At 45.6% G+C, this 15,112-nt stretch carries 20 protein-coding genes and 1 tRNA gene; 9 read left to right on the top strand and 12 right to left on the bottom strand.

What is annotated here, in order from left to right; genetic code table 11:
- Positions 1 to 22 precede the first annotated feature (22 nt).
- The 6 genes from ICN11_RS04340 to ICN11_RS04315 form a co-directional block, all read right to left on the bottom strand.
- Entirely contained in the window at positions 23 to 1,363 is a 1,341-nt protein-coding gene (locus ICN11_RS04340) for a type II toxin-antitoxin system HipA family toxin (RefSeq protein WP_216229329.1), read from the bottom strand.
- A gap of 2 nt (positions 1,364 to 1,365) precedes the next feature.
- The gene (locus ICN11_RS04335; RefSeq protein ID WP_216229328.1) at positions 1,366 to 1,638 is read right to left on the bottom strand and encodes a helix-turn-helix domain-containing protein; all 273 of its coding nucleotides are present in this window, start codon (positions 1,636 to 1,638) and stop codon (positions 1,366 to 1,368) included.
- A gap of 145 nt (positions 1,639 to 1,783) precedes the next feature.
- Positions 1,784 to 2,266, bottom strand: a complete 483-nt coding sequence (locus ICN11_RS04330) for a hypothetical protein (protein WP_216229327.1) — start codon at positions 2,264 to 2,266, stop codon at positions 1,784 to 1,786.
- Complete coding sequence (locus ICN11_RS04325; RefSeq protein WP_216229326.1) at positions 2,266 to 3,291, bottom strand: hypothetical protein; 1,026 nt, start codon at positions 3,289 to 3,291, stop codon at positions 2,266 to 2,268. Before ICN11_RS04325 ends, ICN11_RS04330 begins: the two co-directional genes overlap by 1 nt.
- A gap of 275 nt (positions 3,292 to 3,566) precedes the next feature.
- Positions 3,567 to 3,656 (bottom strand) — tRNA-Ser (locus ICN11_RS04320).
- Between the two features lie 19 nt (positions 3,657 to 3,675).
- A complete protein-coding gene (locus ICN11_RS04315; protein WP_216229325.1) occupies positions 3,676 to 4,812 on the bottom strand; it encodes an NAD(P)/FAD-dependent oxidoreductase in 1,137 nt (378 codons plus the stop codon).
- 140 nt (positions 4,813 to 4,952) lie between these two features.
- On the opposite strand from ICN11_RS04315, the gene pgi reads away from it, so the two are divergent.
- The 6 genes from pgi (at position 4,953) to ICN11_RS04285 (ending at position 9,205) form a co-directional block, all read left to right on the top strand.
- The gene (gene pgi / locus ICN11_RS04310) at positions 4,953 to 6,443 is read left to right on the top strand and encodes a glucose-6-phosphate isomerase (protein ID WP_216229324.1); all 1,491 of its coding nucleotides are present in this window, start codon (positions 4,953 to 4,955) and stop codon (positions 6,441 to 6,443) included.
- A gap of 85 nt (positions 6,444 to 6,528) precedes the next feature.
- A complete protein-coding gene (locus tag ICN11_RS04305) occupies positions 6,529 to 6,789 on the top strand; it encodes a PbsX family transcriptional regulator (protein ID WP_216229323.1) in 261 nt (86 codons plus the stop codon).
- Positions 6,789 to 7,157 carry a type II toxin-antitoxin system PemK/MazF family toxin gene (locus tag ICN11_RS04300; RefSeq protein ID WP_173960092.1) on the top strand — a complete coding sequence of 123 codons (369 nt, stop codon included), beginning with the start codon at positions 6,789 to 6,791 and terminating at the stop codon, positions 7,155 to 7,157. The genes ICN11_RS04305 and ICN11_RS04300 overlap by 1 nt, the downstream gene beginning before the upstream one ends.
- A 17-nt stretch (positions 7,158 to 7,174) precedes the next feature.
- A complete protein-coding gene (locus tag ICN11_RS04295) occupies positions 7,175 to 8,560 on the top strand; it encodes a phosphomannomutase/phosphoglucomutase (protein WP_216229322.1) in 1,386 nt (461 codons plus the stop codon).
- Between the two features lie 70 nt (positions 8,561 to 8,630).
- Complete coding sequence (locus tag ICN11_RS04290) at positions 8,631 to 8,888, top strand: type II toxin-antitoxin system CcdA family antitoxin (RefSeq protein ID WP_216229321.1); 258 nt, start codon at positions 8,631 to 8,633, stop codon at positions 8,886 to 8,888.
- Positions 8,888 to 9,205 (top strand): CcdB family protein, encoded by a 318-nt coding sequence (locus ICN11_RS04285; RefSeq protein ID WP_216229320.1) that lies wholly within the window; start codon positions 8,888 to 8,890, stop codon positions 9,203 to 9,205. Before ICN11_RS04290 ends, ICN11_RS04285 begins: the two co-directional genes overlap by 1 nt.
- A gap of 7 nt (positions 9,206 to 9,212) precedes the next feature.
- On the opposite strand, the gene ICN11_RS04280 is transcribed toward ICN11_RS04285, so the two are convergent.
- Both ICN11_RS04280 and ICN11_RS04275 read right to left on the bottom strand, forming a co-directional pair.
- On the bottom strand, positions 9,213 to 9,440 hold the full coding sequence (locus tag ICN11_RS04280) for a hypothetical protein (protein WP_216229319.1): 228 nt from the start codon (positions 9,438 to 9,440) through the stop codon (positions 9,213 to 9,215).
- 61 nt (positions 9,441 to 9,501) lie between these two features.
- The gene (locus ICN11_RS04275; protein ID WP_216229318.1) at positions 9,502 to 9,765 is read right to left on the bottom strand and encodes a type II toxin-antitoxin system RelB/DinJ family antitoxin; all 264 of its coding nucleotides are present in this window, start codon (positions 9,763 to 9,765) and stop codon (positions 9,502 to 9,504) included.
- Positions 9,766 to 9,869: 104 nt separating this feature from the next.
- Here ICN11_RS04275 and nadA point away from each other — a divergent pair, with 104 nt between their 5' ends.
- Positions 9,870 to 10,997, top strand: coding sequence for a quinolinate synthase NadA (nadA, locus tag ICN11_RS04270; RefSeq protein WP_216229317.1), 1,128 nt, complete (start codon positions 9,870 to 9,872; stop codon positions 10,995 to 10,997).
- 47 nt (positions 10,998 to 11,044) lie between these two features.
- Complete coding sequence (gene nadC, locus ICN11_RS04265; RefSeq protein WP_216229316.1) at positions 11,045 to 11,905, top strand: carboxylating nicotinate-nucleotide diphosphorylase; 861 nt, start codon at positions 11,045 to 11,047, stop codon at positions 11,903 to 11,905.
- A 148-nt stretch (positions 11,906 to 12,053) separates the two neighbouring features.
- On the opposite strand, the gene ICN11_RS04260 is transcribed toward nadC, so the two are convergent.
- Entirely contained in the window at positions 12,054 to 12,392 is a 339-nt protein-coding gene (locus ICN11_RS04260; protein WP_216229315.1) for a DNA-binding transcriptional regulator, read from the bottom strand.
- A complete protein-coding gene (locus tag ICN11_RS04255) occupies positions 12,370 to 12,750 on the bottom strand; it encodes a type II toxin-antitoxin system RelE/ParE family toxin (RefSeq protein ID WP_255539878.1) in 381 nt (126 codons plus the stop codon). Before ICN11_RS04255 ends, ICN11_RS04260 begins: the two co-directional genes overlap by 23 nt.
- Before the next feature lie 144 nt (positions 12,751 to 12,894).
- On the opposite strand from ICN11_RS04255, the gene ICN11_RS04250 reads away from it, so the two are divergent.
- Positions 12,895 to 13,167, top strand: coding sequence for a BrnA antitoxin family protein (locus tag ICN11_RS04250; protein ID WP_255539877.1), 273 nt, complete (start codon positions 12,895 to 12,897; stop codon positions 13,165 to 13,167).
- Positions 13,168 to 13,172: 5 nt separating this feature from the next.
- On the opposite strand, the gene nadB is transcribed toward ICN11_RS04250, so the two are convergent.
- Positions 13,173 to 14,834: an L-aspartate oxidase gene (gene nadB, locus ICN11_RS04245; RefSeq protein WP_216229312.1), complete on the bottom strand. Its 1,662-nt coding sequence runs from the start codon at positions 14,832 to 14,834 to the stop codon at positions 13,173 to 13,175.
- Between the two features lie 49 nt (positions 14,835 to 14,883).
- Positions 14,884 to 15,111: a hypothetical protein gene (locus tag ICN11_RS04240; protein ID WP_216229311.1), complete on the bottom strand. Its 228-nt coding sequence runs from the start codon at positions 15,109 to 15,111 to the stop codon at positions 14,884 to 14,886.
- Position 15,112: the final 1 nt, after the last annotated feature.

Here is a 15,112-nt window from a genome sequence, read left to right as displayed (position 1 = left end):
AACTTGCTGGGGTTTGTATTTTCTAGGTTGAAAATTGGGAGGCTAACATTTGGACCTTCTCTTCCATTCCCATAAAAATTGACTCAGCCACATCCATTGGGAATGGCCCTGTAATGCTCGTCCTTACTTGATTGATGACAAACCCAGTCATCTCAATAACTTCGCCAATTAATTGCTGTGCTACATCAGCACCAAGACCTGCCTGCTGAGCCTGAGCCAGCCAGTGTCTATAGTGAATTTTATCTAGCAGGTAGTGATTGGTCGATCCCCGAACAGCCATTGCTAGCTTCGCTTTTTGGGGTGCTATTTGATTTACCCCAAAACCTATTACTGGGTGCGCTGATAACACGTCATAAATTGGAGTTGCTTGGTATTGAGAGCCCGGCAGATGCGCAATGCTAAAGTTTTTACCATGTCCATCAGTTGCAGCTAAGATCCAAAAAATAATTTGTGTTTTAAAAAAATGTATTCGATCTTGCTCTGCGTTCACCGACCCCAGCAATAACTTCATTGCAGATGTGATACTCGGACCTCCATCCGCCTGATATTTGCTCATTGGCGATATGCCCATTGCCTGACAAAAATCCTCCTGAGGGAGGCGCATAATCCATTGCCCATCAGCAGCTAATCTCCGGTCAAAGCGCTCAACGACCAATACTTTTTGATCCTCAAAAGAATTAATTTCACAGGGAGCAGTTGGAATACCATATGCAGCCATAATTTTAGAGCAGAGCCACTCATTCTCAACCGATGTGCGCATGTCAGCACGCATATGACCAACCAAACCCAAGGGCAATTTCAAAATATGTGTAGTTGGAGTGCTACCTTGAGGCAAGAGCCAACGTCCATCGCGCTTAAGTAGCGCAGTTTTTTCTTGCGCACCGGCTATGGATAGTCTTAAATCATTGCTTTGCTCTGCTTGCCTGAAAACCGAATCCGACGAGACGCGACGAAGATGATCTGCGATCTCCTCATTGCTCAATGCTCGACCTTGAATTTGATAAATTTCTGCTGGCAACTCACCATCGGGCAGGAGCTGTATAGCCCCAACACAATCGCGACCAAGCTGAGATAACAAGTCAAAGGCGCCCAAACTTTTTACCTGATAACGACTCGCTAACCTCCTACGAATCACGTCACTATCAGGCAATAAGTTATCAAAATAATAATTAACAGGATCGCCTTGATGCGCCGCATTACCCGGCAAGAAAGGAAGGGATAGTGATAAGGGTCTTGCTTCTGCCCGCATAATCCATTCATTAGAATAGGAGAAGCTTTCAAGTTGTCTTGTGATTTGCCAAGTGCCCACTTGAACACCATTCATCCAAATGGTTAGGCCCCTTGATTTTGTGCGAGCTGCCATGACTACCAAATCTCCTTGGACTCAGATTTCATGTTGGTTTTTGCTTCTTTTGAGTTTTTAATGATCTGCTCTAGTGATATGTTGACATCCAGGATCCGCAAGACCAGGAACAATCTTTCAAGAGTGGCTAATTGCGGATTGCCCTCAAAACGCGCATAAGCCTGCTGACTAATTCCGAGCTTTTCCGCCATATCAGCCTGAGTCACCCCCTTTTGCTTTCGGAAAGCCCTAATAAATAACTTCAAGGTCTCTAGGGTTTGAATTTGATAAATCATCTGCAGTCTCACTATGAATACAACTTTTAAATTGTAATATACAATAACAACACTTGGGTTGTATATTATCATAACAACTTATAAATTGTAAATAACAGTGAAAGCTTACCGACGCCGACCCTTTTAGTCGTTCAGACCTCAACGATCAATGAAGGGTTGAACTGTGGATTTTCCGCATGGCTGGTTTTCTATCTCTTTTTATCAAACCGTAATAATCATCATCCAACAAAATCGCGGAAAGACTAGAAACATCCTCCGCTAGAGGAATCGCCCGCATATCGCCAATATCCCTCTCTCTAAGAAAGTCTGGTTTCCTTGAAAAGAGTTCAAGCATGAAGGGGTGTCCAGCGGTCTTAGGTTTTTTAAAGCGGTAAAACTGCCTAGTGGCATCGCTCTTTTGCTGAATCTCGTACTCGCCCGCCTTCACAAATTCCCAAAATTTCTCAATGAACTCAGGGGTCAGCGCATCAACAATCACAACAATATCCAAGTCTTTAGTGGTGCGGCTAAATAGCTCCCCGGCACTCTCCATAGCCAACTGCGTAGCGCTACCGCCTATCAACACATACTGATCCTCAAATCCTTTAAATACTTCCTCAAAGACCTTCAGCCCTACTTGCGTTGCCATTAACCTATCCCTCTCAACAATTCTTTTAACGCCACTTGAACTCGATCATCATCCATGGCCTCAAGACTTAAAAACAAAGAGTATGGATCTACGATGCCGTTATTCGCATCACCCTCTTTGGTATTGAGGGTTTTAATTCTTTGTGGCGCATAACGCCAAACTTCTAACTCCAAACTGCCATCGATCGCCTCAGGGACAATTTGATCGGCATCCAACTCGCGCTCTAATTTACGCCAGTCCAATTCTCCAATTGCTCGCACAATATTTGGTGGCTCTCCAAGCATAGTTTGCTCAGCCAAGGCGCTCAATCCTGCAAGAGGCAAGCCCTCAATACGTGGATTTGGATTTCGAATCCACAGGCGTTTACGTACCGGGGTTTGTAAATAAGGCTTAATGGCTTTCCAGAGCTCGCCCCCTTCAGCCGTCAGTCGCCAGAGTCGCCCTCCTCTATAAGCATCCATATCTAACCAACCATGCTCCATCAACTCGCTTTTAATACGAGTCATAGTCATAAGGCTATAGCCCAAGTACATGGCAATCTCTTTTGGATTTGATGTGTCAGGTAAATTACCAAGCAGCGTATTAATCAAAAATACTTGGGTTGCCACATGTAGCTTTTCTTTGACATCGACCCTCGTTGCCAATGCGCGCTCTTGAAACTCCACTCCCAACGGGGGTAGGTAGGCCTGTTTAAACGGAATGATAAAAGGCATTCGCCTCGCAACCATCTCTCTGCGCGCATAAGCCTGAAGAGCATCTCCAACCCAAATGACCGGCACCCCAGCCTCTTTCTGAATAAGTGCCCTTTGTTTAAGTAATGCTGGCAATGCTTGAACCCCGTCTTTATTGGCCATCAAAAGAACCTCGATTCCAGCCAGCCTAGCTTTGCCCATATCGTATGTTTGGGCAAGATAGCGTGGTAATTGCGCCCCTTTCTCCCAAGTACCCTCCTGCAGCAAATCCTCTCCTAGGGCTTGCTGCAAGTAAATGCCTGCTTGGTTAAATAACTCATGTGCATTCTTCATGCATCCATTTTAACACTGTTTTTAGCTATTAACATACACTATGTTAATAGGAAGTAAAGTATGTTAATTAATTGATTTTATTAAATTAGTTAACAATTTTTTTATTGGGTGAAGGGCTATTAATAATCACCCCCGTTAGCAATTATTTAACCCGAGCCATATCAGCCGATTTATTGACAATGTTGATCATTTAACCTGGAAATAGGCAATTTTATTGACGCATAGAGAGCCCCAAAAACAAAGAGCCCCGTGGTTAGGGGCTCTGCTGTCGTATATGGCGGAAGAGGTGAGATTCGAACTCACGGAGGACTTTCATCCTCGCCAGTTTTCAAGACTGGTGCATTCAACCGCTCTGCCACTCTTCCTTGCGATTTGAGTCCTAGATTATAAAGAACTTTTGATTTGTGCCTCTAAATGCTGGGCAATCGCCAAACAAGAGGTGAGCCCTGGGGACTCAAAGCCATAGAGGTTAAATAGGCCTTGAAGCTGATGCTGCCAAGGCCCTTCAAAGTAAAAGTCTCCTGCCGGGGCGTTTGGCGGGACGATTTTGGCTCTGACACCGGAATAATCTGCCTGTAGGGCGCCATCCTTGAGCTCTGGCCAGTACTGTCTTACTGCCGCATAAAAGCCCTCTCCCCGCTGAGGATCGACCGTGTAGTTAATCTGGCTTTCATCATCAATATCGAGCCACTCCACATCAGGACCAAACTTCGCCTGACCACCCATATCGAGAGTCAGATGAACGCCCAGTCCACCCGGCTCAGGAATTGGGTAAATCAAATGGCTAAATGGAGATTTGCCAGACAAGGAAAAATAGTTACCTTTAGCAAAGTAAGCTTTAGGTATCAAGTCTTTTGAGAGGCCTTCAATTTTTTGAGCTAGTGCTGGAGCACTCAGCCCCGCGCAATTAATCAGCAACTTCGTCTGAATGGTCATGCCATCAGCACCACCGATAGTGAGCTCAAAACCATCTTCAGCATTTGCGCTGATCGGCTTTGCGCTGAGTAATGGAGATTGATAGGCAACCATGCCGCCAGCATCTTCAAAACCGCCCAGTAGGGACAGCATTAATCCATGGCTATCCACAACCCCCGTTGAACTTGAGAGTACTGCAGCCTCGCATTGCAACTGTGGCTCTAGAGCCTTGGCCTGCGCCCCAGAAATCATCTTGATATCCGGAACCTGATTGTTCTGCGCCTTATACAAAATCGCTTGAAGATCATCTAGCTGACTAGCATCACTAGCCACAATAAGTTTGCCGTAAGCTTGTGTACTCACTTGATGGCTGCGGCAGTATTCATAAAGGAGGCGATTACCCTCCACACAGAGTTTGGCTTTTAATGAATCCTTTGGGTAATAAATTCCCGCATGAATGACTTCACTATTGCGAGCACTACTAATGGTTCCAAAGGAATCCTCGCGCTCTAGCAAAATAGTTTCCCGACCCTGTAATGCCATCTCGCGAGCAACCGCCAAACCAACGACCCCAGCGCCCACTACTACGCAATCAACCTGCTCCATTCGGCTATTCCTGACCTGATTTCAGATATGTCTCAATTTTGTAATGACTTTTGCCTCAGCGAAAGCCTTTATATTGCTGAAATCGTAACATTTTCAGCGTTTTAAGGGGATTTTGATGCCCTTGTTGATAAAATCTAGCAATGTCTGTGCAAGCCCAATTAGCTAACCAAAGTATTCATTCAGCCCTCGATATGGTGCTGGACACCGCCTATCAAGGAATTGATGCGGCCAGTTGGAAAAAGCTCTTTACCGGCGCACGTCAATCGCAATTAGAGCAATTCATTGTGGATATGTTTGCTGGCAAGCACATCAACAATAGCGAAGATCGCCCTGCCCTCCATTCTGCACTCCGCAATCTCAGCAAAACGCCCGTTTTGATCGATGGTAAAGATGTCATGCCAGCAGTCTCTGAGGTGTGGCATCGCATTGAAGCTTTATGCAATAAATGGGTTGGCGTAACTGATGTCATTCATATTGGTATTGGCGGATCTGATTTTGGTCCTCGCCTTGCTATTGAAGCCTTAGCCCATGTTCCCGGCATTGAAAGCCGTGGCATGCGTATGCATTTCTTGGCCAATATTGATACTGCTGAGCTTGCTCGTATCTTGGCGCGCGCTCAGCCACACAGTACTCGTGTGATTGTGGTCTCGAAGTCATTCACCACCCTTGAAACTTCCATGAATACCAAAGCCATTGTTGCTTGGCTTAAGGACAGTGGTTGTACGCATAGTCAAATTGAGCATGCCTTATATGCTGTGACTGCCAATATCCCTGCTGCCAAAAGCTTTGGCGTCAGCGAAGACAACATCTTCCCTTTTTGGGATTGGGTTGGTGGTCGCTACTCAGTCTGGTCTGCAGTAGGTCTGCCCATTGCCTTGCAATATGGCTTTGAGACATTCAAGCAGTTTTTAGCTGGAGCCGAAGCGATGGATTTGCATTTTAAGAATGCACCTCTAGAACAAAATCTGCCTGTCATCATGGCACTCTCTTTGTTGTATCAGCAAGAGAAACATGACATCAAAGCATATGCCGCCATTCCGTATGCAGATGCATTGGACTGGTTTCCGAAGTGGTTGCAACAGCTCGATATGGAAAGCAACGGTAAGAGCGTGGATCGTGATGGCAAGCCAGTCAAACATTCCTCGCCGGTGGTATTTGGTAGCGCCGGTAGTAATGCACAGCACTCTTACTTCCAGCTCTTTCATCAGGGTACAGAAATTATTCCAATTGATTTCATTGCCGTACGTGAGCCGATGAGTGATCGGCCTGAGGCTGTAGCGCATCACCGTATTCTGCTTTCTAATTGCTTGGCGCAAGCGCAAGCATTAGCAAATGGCAAGACTGCCAGCAATCCGAATGATGTCTATCCAGGTAAGCGTCCAAGCAATCTTTTGCTACTGCCTAAGCTCAACGCTTTTTATCTTGGTGCCCTGCTCGCTTTGTATGAGAACCGCACTGCCACATTAGGTGCGCTGTGGAATATCAATAGCTTTGACCAACCTGGCGTCGAATACGGCAAAGTGCTGGCTAAACCGATTGAGAAAGCCTTAGCAAGCCATCAACATGATATTGCTGCCAGTGCAGATATTGACGCTGTTACTGCTGCTCGCATTAATCTATTAAATTCATAGAGTGCCAATCCACCTAAGTCTGATCAAATTGACATTGCCAGGCAAATTGTTTAAACTTGTATAAACATTTAACTAGGGGGTGCACATGGCTCCAGCATTAAAGGTAGAGCAAACCATTCAAGAATGGGGGAATGGTCTTGGTGTTCGAATCACCTCACCAGTGGCTAAGGCTGCCCATTTTTCCCAAGGAGTCCCTATCTCAGTTGAGGTTGTTAAGGATGGCGTTTTACTCAGGGTGGTTGGCAAGCCTAAACTGAGCCTCTCTCAAAAGCTAAAAGCCTTTGATCCAGAGACACATGGCGGCGAAGCAATGACATCAACACCTATTGGGAAAGAAATTATTTAATGGCAGAAAAATTAAAGGCTTGGGTTCCTGAACGTAGGGACATGATTTGGATTAACTTTAACCCTCAATTGGGAAAAGAAATGAAAGATGAGCATCCCATGCTCGTCCTCTCACCTAAAGCGTTTAATGAAAAAACTGGCCTTGTTATTGGACTCCCCATGACGCACGCAAAGTCCAATGAAACCAATCCATTTGCAATCAAATTTTCTGTTGGTCGTAGCGAGCCCGTCTTTATCTTGACACATCAGCCAAAATCTTTTGACTGGCGCCTGCGCTCTGCAAGACCTCATCCATGGAAGAGCCTGCCGCCCGCTCTCTTTCAGGAGGCTTGTGAAGGCCTCAACTCAATCATCGAAATCGCTCATTAATACCGCTAGGAATCAAAGTGAAACTATCCCCCTCAATTTTTAAAGCCTATGACATCCGCGGCATTATTGATGAGACCTTAGATCCCTCTATCGCTAAACTGATTGGCCAAGCGTTTGGCACGGAAATGCGTGAGCTTGGTGAAAGCGATATCGTCATCGGTCGCGATGGCCGCTTATCTGGTCCTAGCTTGATTGAGGCATTAACAGAAGGCCTACTTTCTACTGGTATCAATGTGATTGATCTAGGTATGGTGGCAACGCCGATGGTGTACTTTGCTGCCAACCACACCATTGATGGCAAGACTCCAAAGTCCGGCATCATGATTACTGGTAGTCACAATCCCCCGAACTATAACGGCTTCAAAATGGTCTTGGGTACATCAGCTATTTATGGTGAACAGATTCAGGATTTGCGTAAACGGATTGAAGCCAAGAAGTTTGCTACCGGCCAGGGAACAAGAAGTACTTTTGATATTTTCCCGATGTACATTAACTACATCGTTGGCGATGTGAAGTTGGCTCGCCCCATGAAGATAGCTGTAGATTGCGGTAATGGTGTTGGTGGTGCATTTGCGGGCAAGCTATTTAGAGCTCTTGGTTGCGAAGTCCAAGAGTTGTTCTGTGAAGTCGATGGACATTTCCCGAATCACCATCCAGATCCAGCCCATATTGAGAACTTACAAGACCTCATTAAGAACCTGCAGACTACTGATAATGAATTGGGTCTCGCCTTTGATGGTGATGCCGATCGTCTAGGCGTTGTCACTAAAGATGGTCAGGTGATTTTCCCGGACCGTCAAATGATGCTGTTTGCCAAAGATGTGCTCTCCCGCAATCCGGGCGGACAGATTATTTATGACGTGAAGTGCACCCGCAATTTAGCCACTTACGTAAAAGAGCATGGTGGCGAACCCATTATGTGGAAAACCGGGCACTCTTTAGTTAAAGCCAAGTTAAAAGAAACTGGTGCCCCGCTTGCTGGTGAGATGAGTGGCCATATCTTCTTCAAGGATCGTTGGTTTGGATTTGATGATGGTCTTTATACGGGTGCACGCTTGCTGGAAATTCTTAGCAAGGAAAAGAATCCGAGCGACACCCTCAATAACTTACCAAATGCAATCTGCACTCCAGAGTTGCAACTTGCTTGCGCCGAAGGTGAACCTTTTGCATTACTTGAAACTATCAAGGCTAATGCGAAGTTCCCTACTTCTGAATCCATCAACACTATTGATGGTGTGCGCGTGGAATATGCCGATGGCTTTGGCTTGGCTAGACCATCCAATACCACTCCAGTGGTGGTGATGCGTTTTGAAGCTGATAGTGAAGAGGCGATTAAGCGTATTCAGGCGGAATTTAAAGCGGTCTTGTTGGCTGCTAAGCCTGAAGCAAAACTGCCTTTCTAGATAGCTGAAATAATACCCACATAATTTATGCGCATATTGACTGCGTATAAATTATGCATATAATTGGCTCATGATCATTCATGACTCCACCCGCACTCAAGACAAAGTCTTAAAAAAGGCGACTAACCTCACCCTAAATACTGAGGTTTTGGCTGAGGCCAAGAAATTAGGAATCAATATCTCAAAGGCTTGCGATGCATTCCTTGAATCTCTTGTTCGACAAGAAAAAGAGCGGTTATGGAAGCTGGAGAATGCTGACTTCATTGCCAGCTATAACAAAACTATTGAAGATGAAGGTTTGCCATTGGATAGCTGGAGAACTTTCTAATGGCGAGATTTAGCGTTTATGAAAATATTGGGGAACATGCCAAGACCACACCTTTTCTACTGGATGTGCAAACTGACCTATTAAGTGGCCTTGATACCCGAATCGTCATCCCCCTAAGAAAAGCTAGTCTCTATAAAAAAGTACAGCTTCCTCAAGATCTCATGCCGATCTTCTCAATTAAGGGCAGTGACTTTGCACTTGAAACCCCAAAGATGGCAGCGGTACCAAGCAAAATTCTTAAAAAAGAAATCGGCAGCTTAAAGAGCCAGCAACATCTCGTGATGACTGCAATTGATAGACTCTTTCATGGCTTCTAATCAGGGTTTAGTGAACTAAAGGCTTCTTGCTTTCCGCAATAAGGTCTTGTTTTACTTCGCCAGCCTCAATGACCTGGGGGACATCACCCCAAGCAGCATGTTCACGCAATTGATTGAGTAAAGCGCACATAGCTTGCAATGTTGGCCCTGCCATCTGGAGATTGATATTTGCGCCACCCGGCAATTCAAGATCATCAACTAATAGATTAACCACCTCAATCAACTCAGATGCCAACTGAGATCTGCATCTCCCTTTTATTTCTCGTTTGTAGTCTTTTTTAAATTGAGTGGTGCACTCAATCCTCCTCATTCAGATCCTTTAATAAGCCCTTTACCGATCCAAATGACATTAGCCGTCGCTCCCTCGCCTCTCTCATTGCCGCTATAGTCGTTACATTTGGGACCAAGGGCTCAAACGGGAGTGACTTTTCAACCGCTACTCTTGTTAACATCATCCTCAGGGCATCAGACACTGTTAATCCCATCGCCTCCAGCACAAGGCTCGCCTCATTCTTAATATCCTCATCTATCCGAGCGCGCACCACCGCATTGGCAGCCATATTGATTCCTTATGTATCTTTCAATTTATGTAGCTACATTGTAGCTACATTTAATGGAATAATCAAGCCGATTAAATCCATGATCAAGGAGGCTAAAATTGCGCATGACCTCTATTGTTAGTACCCCTATTGCATTTGACTATCCCCAGCAGAATGCTGCTGGCGCAACCTGCACTGCCCAAGCCTGGGCCAAAACACCCCCACAACTGCATGGAGCTGAAAAAGCTGCTGTCATTGCCCGCATCAAGCAATTGCTGATTGAGAAAGATGCTGCATTAGTGGCTCACTACTATGTAGACGGGGATATTCAAGATTTGGCTTTATCAACCGGTGGCTTTGTAGCCGACTCTTTAGAGATGGCACGCTTTGGTAAGAATCACTCTGCCAAGAATTTAATCGTAGCTGGCGTGCGCTTTATGGGGGAGTCTGCCAAGATTCTAAGTCCTGAAAAACGTGTCTTCATGCCGGATCTAGAGGCAACCTGCTCACTTGATTTAGGTTGCGACGCTACTGACTTTGCGGCTTTTAGAGCTTTGCATCCCGATCGCACTGTAGTTGTCTATGCCAATACTAGCGCCGCTGTTAAAGCCCAAGCTGATTGGATGGTAACGAGCTCTTGCGCATTAGCAATCGTTCATCAACTCAAAGTTGAGGGCAAGAAAATTCTGTGGGCGCCCGATCGTCATTTAGGTCGCTACATTCAAGAGCAGACTGGCGCTGATATGTTGCTCTGGAATGGTGCCTGCATTGTTCATGATGAATTTAAGGCGGTTGAATTAGAAATGTTGATTGCCGCACATCCCAATGCCATGGTTTTGGTTCACCCAGAATCGCCGCAAGCAGTGGTGGATTTAGCAGATGTAGTTGGCTCCACATCAGCAATGATTAAAGCTGTAGTTGAAGGCTCTGCCACTGAATATATTGTGGCGACTGATAATGGCATCTTGCATCGTATGCGCCAATTGGCACCCAATAAGAAACTTATTGAAGCCCCTACTGCTGGCAATAGCGCAACCTGCAAGAGCTGCGCCCACTGCCCTTGGATGGCCATGAATGGCTTGCAAGGGATCTTGGATTGTCTTGAGAATGCCACCGGTGAAATCTTTATCGAGGAAGATGTCCGAGTTAAGGCTCTAGGCTGCGTCGAACGCATGCTGGACTTCACCCAGAATCACCCTGACCTGCTTGCCAAAGCCCAGCATGGCTTTGTAAAAAATATTGGTGCGGCTTAATTGCTTATTTTGTATTTTGTTTTTTCTTAATTTAGATCGATTCATTCATGTTTGAGTACAACGAGACTTTAGAACAAGCCCGTCAACGCAATATTGCTGATGCGCTAATGGAAGATGTTGGTAAGTGCGATTGGACTGCGCAATTAGTTCCTAGCAAACCCGTTCATGCCCAATTAATTGTTCGTGAGCAGGCTGTGCTGTGTGGGGTAGATTGGTTTGAGGGCACCCTTAAGAAATTAGATCCTTCAGCAAAAGTGACTTGGCACTACCTCGAGGGTGACTTGATGAAGCCCGATACCAAAGTTTGTGATATTGAGGCCAACTCTCGCGCCCTTCTCTCTGCTGAGCGCCCCTGCATTAACTTCTTGCAAACGCTCTCTTGGACGGCCAGCATTGCACGTCAACACGTTGATGCGATTGCAGGCGTCAGCCCAAATCCTAATGGCTGTGCAGTACTCGATACCCGCAAAACGATTCCTGGATTACGTCAGGCCCAGAAATACGCAGTCCGTGTGGGTGGAGGTCAAAACCAACGTCTTGCTTTATGGCATGGCATCTTAATTAAAGAGAATCACATCGCTGCTGCAGGTGGTGTTGCTGATGCAGTGAAAGCAGCGCAGGCATTGAATTCTGGGGTAGATATTCAAGTGGAAGTAGAAAGTCTTGCTGAATTAAAAGAAGCTTTGGATGCTGGAGCAAAGAGCGTCTTAATTGATAACTTCACTACCGATCAAATGAAAGAAGCGGTTGCCTTTACCAATGGTCGCGCTTTATTAGAAGCTTCTGGTGGTATCGACTTAGATCAGATGCGTGCGATTGCCGCTACTGGCGTTGATCGCATCTCTCTTGGAAAGCTGACTAAAGATATTAAAGCTGTGGATTTCTCGATGAGGATTCTACAACGATGAGCACTCAACCCAAACATGTCACAGCAATCAATGGCAATATATTTCTAGACCTTGGGTTTTTACCTGAAGAGGCATCGACTCTCCAAGCTGAATCCAATCAAATTATTTCCGAAAAACTCGCCCTAATAAATGAGTTGATGATCAAGACTCATAAAAGCACGGACTGAATTCCCTTCATATCAATAATTTGCAATAATTTTGCCGCAGCACCACTTGGATGCTTTCCAGAGCCGGCAGACTCCCATTTCTGAACAGTCGAAACACTGACGTTGAGTAATGCGGCAAAAATTGATTGGCTCATTTTTGCTCGATGAATCCTAAGATCGGCTACCTTTTTTGGCGTAAAAACTGGTGGCTTCTCTATGCAAAGCGCTTTCATCTTCACGAGGTCATGCTTTGTCAACAGACCATGATCATCCAAGGCCAAAGCCATTTCAAGCAGCTCATCTAATACTCGTTTTTCTTCAGTAACTATTTTCTTGCTCATCGCAATTTAACTCCTTTAATATTCCGAAACTGGCTAACTCACGTAGTTTAGGTATATCTGCCTTCTCAAAAGATTTTGAAATTACTGTTGCCGCCTCCTGCTCTCTATCCGTAAAGTCTGATCCAGGGCTACTTTTCTCTCTACCAACAATAAAAACAATTGCGTCTTTATTTTTCTTTGCCACTAGCGTACGAATGCCTCCGCTTTTCCCTTGCCCAGCGATAGGAACCCTTTTCTTGCAAATGCCATCACCCAAGTCGGCCTCATAAATACCCAGATCAATCTCTCTTGCTGCATTACATAGTGCGCTAGTTGCAACTATCTTTTTAGCCCACCGATCAAATGTTTTTGTTTTCATGACTATTTTCATAGTCAAAATTCTAATCTATTGCACTCAGTGCTATAACATTGTAGTTGACAATGGATTGGGGTTGTCTAACCTCTAATATTTGTATATACAATAATTAGAAATAATTGCTAATCACGAATGTCGGGGCTGGAATTGAATAGGAAAAATCAAAATTCGCAGGAAGATTGGGTTAACCCAGACGACGCACCAGAAGCGGATGAAGAATGGTTTAGGGATGCTCATGTCTATGTTGGAGACACGCTTATCAAAAGAGGTGTTGGTAGACCTCCCATTAAAAATACTAAAGAAATGCTGAGTCTAAGAATGGACTTTGATGTGCTCGAGAAACTGCGCGCAAGCGGCAAAGGCTGGCAAACTCGCCTAAACAAATATATTAAAGATGCTGTCTTGAAAGGTGATCTTTAATTAATTTAGGTCTCAGGATTTTCTGAGGTACCTTCAGCCTGAGGCGTCAGAATAGTCGGATAAGAAACCGCCCAAGTTCCTGGGTAATCACGGCTGTAATGCAAGCCCCTGCTCTCTCTGCGCATCAGGGCTGACCTGACAATCAACTCTGCACATTCCAACAGGTTGCGCAGCTCAATGAGGTCGCGAGTTACTTTAAAGTTGGCGTAATACTCTTGCACCTCATATCTTAGGAGTTTGATGCGGTGTAATGCACGCTCTAAGCGTCGATTGGTTCTCACAATACCAACGTAATTCCACATTAATGAACGTAACTCATCCCAGTTATGGGCAATCACCACCTGCTCGTCAGCATCTTCTACTTGACTCTCATCCCAGAGCGGAAGTTTTGGCATTACTGGGGTTTTTAGCGAGGAGATATCTACTGCTGCTGCCTTACCAATCACCACACACTCTAATAAGGAGTTGCTTGCCAATCGATTCGCGCCATGAAGCCCTGTATAAGTCGCCTCACCTACGGCATATAAGCCTGGTAAATCCGTTTTTCCTTTGAGATCTGTCACCACACCGCCACAGGTGTAATGCGCTGCAGGCACGACCGGTATGGGTTCTTTTGTGATATCCAGACCCAGAGTCATGCAACGCGCGTAAATCATCGGGAAATGTTCTTTAATGAATGCTTCACCCAGATGGGTGGCATCCAAATGCACGTAATCTAAACCGTGCTTCTTCATCTCAAAGTCGATGGCTCGGGCAACAATGTCACGCGGAGCTAACTCATTGCGCTCATCATGCTCAGGCATAAAACGAGTGCCGTTTGGTAGCTTGAGTAAGCCGCCCTCGCCCCGCATTGCTTCGGTAATCAGAAAGGTGCGATCACTGGGGTGATACAAGCATGTCGGATGAAACTGAATAAATTCCATATTACCGACACGGCAACCTGCACGCCAAGCCATAGCAATGCCATCGCCAGTAGCAGTATCAGGGTTGCTGGTGTAGCGATAGACCTTACCGACACCACCAGTGGCCAACACCACTGACTTAGCTTCAATTGTTTCTACGCGATTATTCTTAATATCTAGGGCATACACACCATAGCAACGATTGGATTTGGTGCGCTGCGTCTTCGCATCTAAGTGGCGATTGGTAATTAGATCTAAAGCAATCCAGTGCTCCAAGATTTGAATATTTTTATGTGCCCTAGCTTTATCCAAAAGAACCTCATGGATGGCTTTACCAGTGGCATCAGCAGCATGCGCAATGCGACGGTGACTATGGCCACCCTCACGTGTTAAATGCAAACCCATTGGCCCTGACTCATCAGCGGTAAACGGTACACCTTGCTCAACCAACCAACGAATAGCTTCAGCACTTTCTTCGGCAATATAACGGGCGGTTGACTCCACCACGAGGCCTGCACCTGCATCTAAGGTGTCAGCCACATGAGAATCAATACTGTCATGCTCCTTATCCACTACCCCCACAATGCCACCTTGTGCCCACGCTGTCGCCGCTTCACCAAGGCCACGCTTGGCCATGAGAATCACCGGCTGGGATTCGGCCATATGGAGTGCTACGGTTAGACCAGCTAAGCCTGCGCCAATGATGAGAACGGGAAGCTCTGCTTTGGTATCAGCTTGAGGTGTTGAGGGTTTTGAACTAGCCATGGAGGGTTAATTCTAAAGGGCAATAGGATTCTTGGTATTTTTGATCCAATTAATCAGTCGTTCGAGGGACAAAAGGTATAAATCCCTTATCTTTAACCTCGCTAAGCGATGCCAAACACTCAGCCACAAAGCTGGTTGGTAATTCTGGGTTATCTATACATGCCTTACCCAGTCTTACCCAAAAATTGACTTGCTGATCAATAGCATGCTGATTGCCCTCCTTGCGAAGCAATGTCAGCATATGTCCACTTAAATTTAAATGAATTAATCGCAACATA

Source organism: Polynucleobacter sp. 78F-HAINBA, assembly GCF_018882325.1.
Lineage (GTDB): Bacteria > Pseudomonadota > Gammaproteobacteria > Burkholderiales > Burkholderiaceae > Polynucleobacter.
The sequence above is the reverse complement of the archived record's forward strand: the minus strand, read 5'-3'. Positions and strand labels throughout refer to the sequence as shown.

Bases quoted from the DNA above. Each gene is read 5' to 3' on its own strand.
- ICN11_RS04305 (WP_216229323.1), top strand. From the start codon at position 6,529: ATGGCTCCAGCATTAAAGGTAGAGCAAACCATTCAAGAATGGGGGAAT.
- nadC (WP_216229316.1), top strand. From the start codon at position 11,045: ATGTTTGAGTACAACGAGACTTTAGAACAAGCCCGTCAACGCAATATT.
- ICN11_RS04330 (WP_216229327.1), bottom strand. From the start codon at position 2,266: ATGGCAACGCAAGTAGGGCTGAAGGTCTTTGAGGAAGTATTTAAAGGA.
- ICN11_RS04260 (WP_216229315.1), bottom strand. From the start codon at position 12,392: ATGAGCAAGAAAATAGTTACTGAAGAAAAACGAGTATTAGATGAGCTG.
- ICN11_RS04325 (WP_216229326.1), bottom strand. From the start codon at position 3,291: ATGAAGAATGCACATGAGTTATTTAACCAAGCAGGCATTTACTTGCAG.
- ICN11_RS04315 (WP_216229325.1), bottom strand. From the start codon at position 4,812: ATGGAGCAGGTTGATTGCGTAGTAGTGGGCGCTGGGGTCGTTGGTTTG.
- nadA (WP_216229317.1), top strand. From the start codon at position 9,870: ATGACCTCTATTGTTAGTACCCCTATTGCATTTGACTATCCCCAGCAG.
- ICN11_RS04300 (WP_173960092.1), top strand. From the start codon at position 6,789: ATGGCAGAAAAATTAAAGGCTTGGGTTCCTGAACGTAGGGACATGATT.
- ICN11_RS04285 (WP_216229320.1), top strand. From the start codon at position 8,888: ATGGCGAGATTTAGCGTTTATGAAAATATTGGGGAACATGCCAAGACC.
- ICN11_RS04240 (WP_216229311.1), bottom strand. From the start codon at position 15,111: ATGTTGCGATTAATTCATTTAAATTTAAGTGGACATATGCTGACATTG.
- ICN11_RS04255 (WP_255539878.1), bottom strand. From the start codon at position 12,750: ATGAAAACAAAAACATTTGATCGGTGGGCTAAAAAGATAGTTGCAACT.
- ICN11_RS04275 (WP_216229318.1), bottom strand. From the start codon at position 9,765: ATGGCTGCCAATGCGGTGGTGCGCGCTCGGATAGATGAGGATATTAAG.
- pgi (WP_216229324.1), top strand. From the start codon at position 4,953: ATGTCTGTGCAAGCCCAATTAGCTAACCAAAGTATTCATTCAGCCCTC.
- ICN11_RS04290 (WP_216229321.1), top strand. From the start codon at position 8,631: ATGATCATTCATGACTCCACCCGCACTCAAGACAAAGTCTTAAAAAAG.
- ICN11_RS04340 (WP_216229329.1), bottom strand. From the start codon at position 1,363: ATGGCAGCTCGCACAAAATCAAGGGGCCTAACCATTTGGATGAATGGT.
- nadB (WP_216229312.1), bottom strand. From the start codon at position 14,834: ATGGCTAGTTCAAAACCCTCAACACCTCAAGCTGATACCAAAGCAGAG.
- ICN11_RS04335 (WP_216229328.1), bottom strand. From the start codon at position 1,638: ATGATTTATCAAATTCAAACCCTAGAGACCTTGAAGTTATTTATTAGG.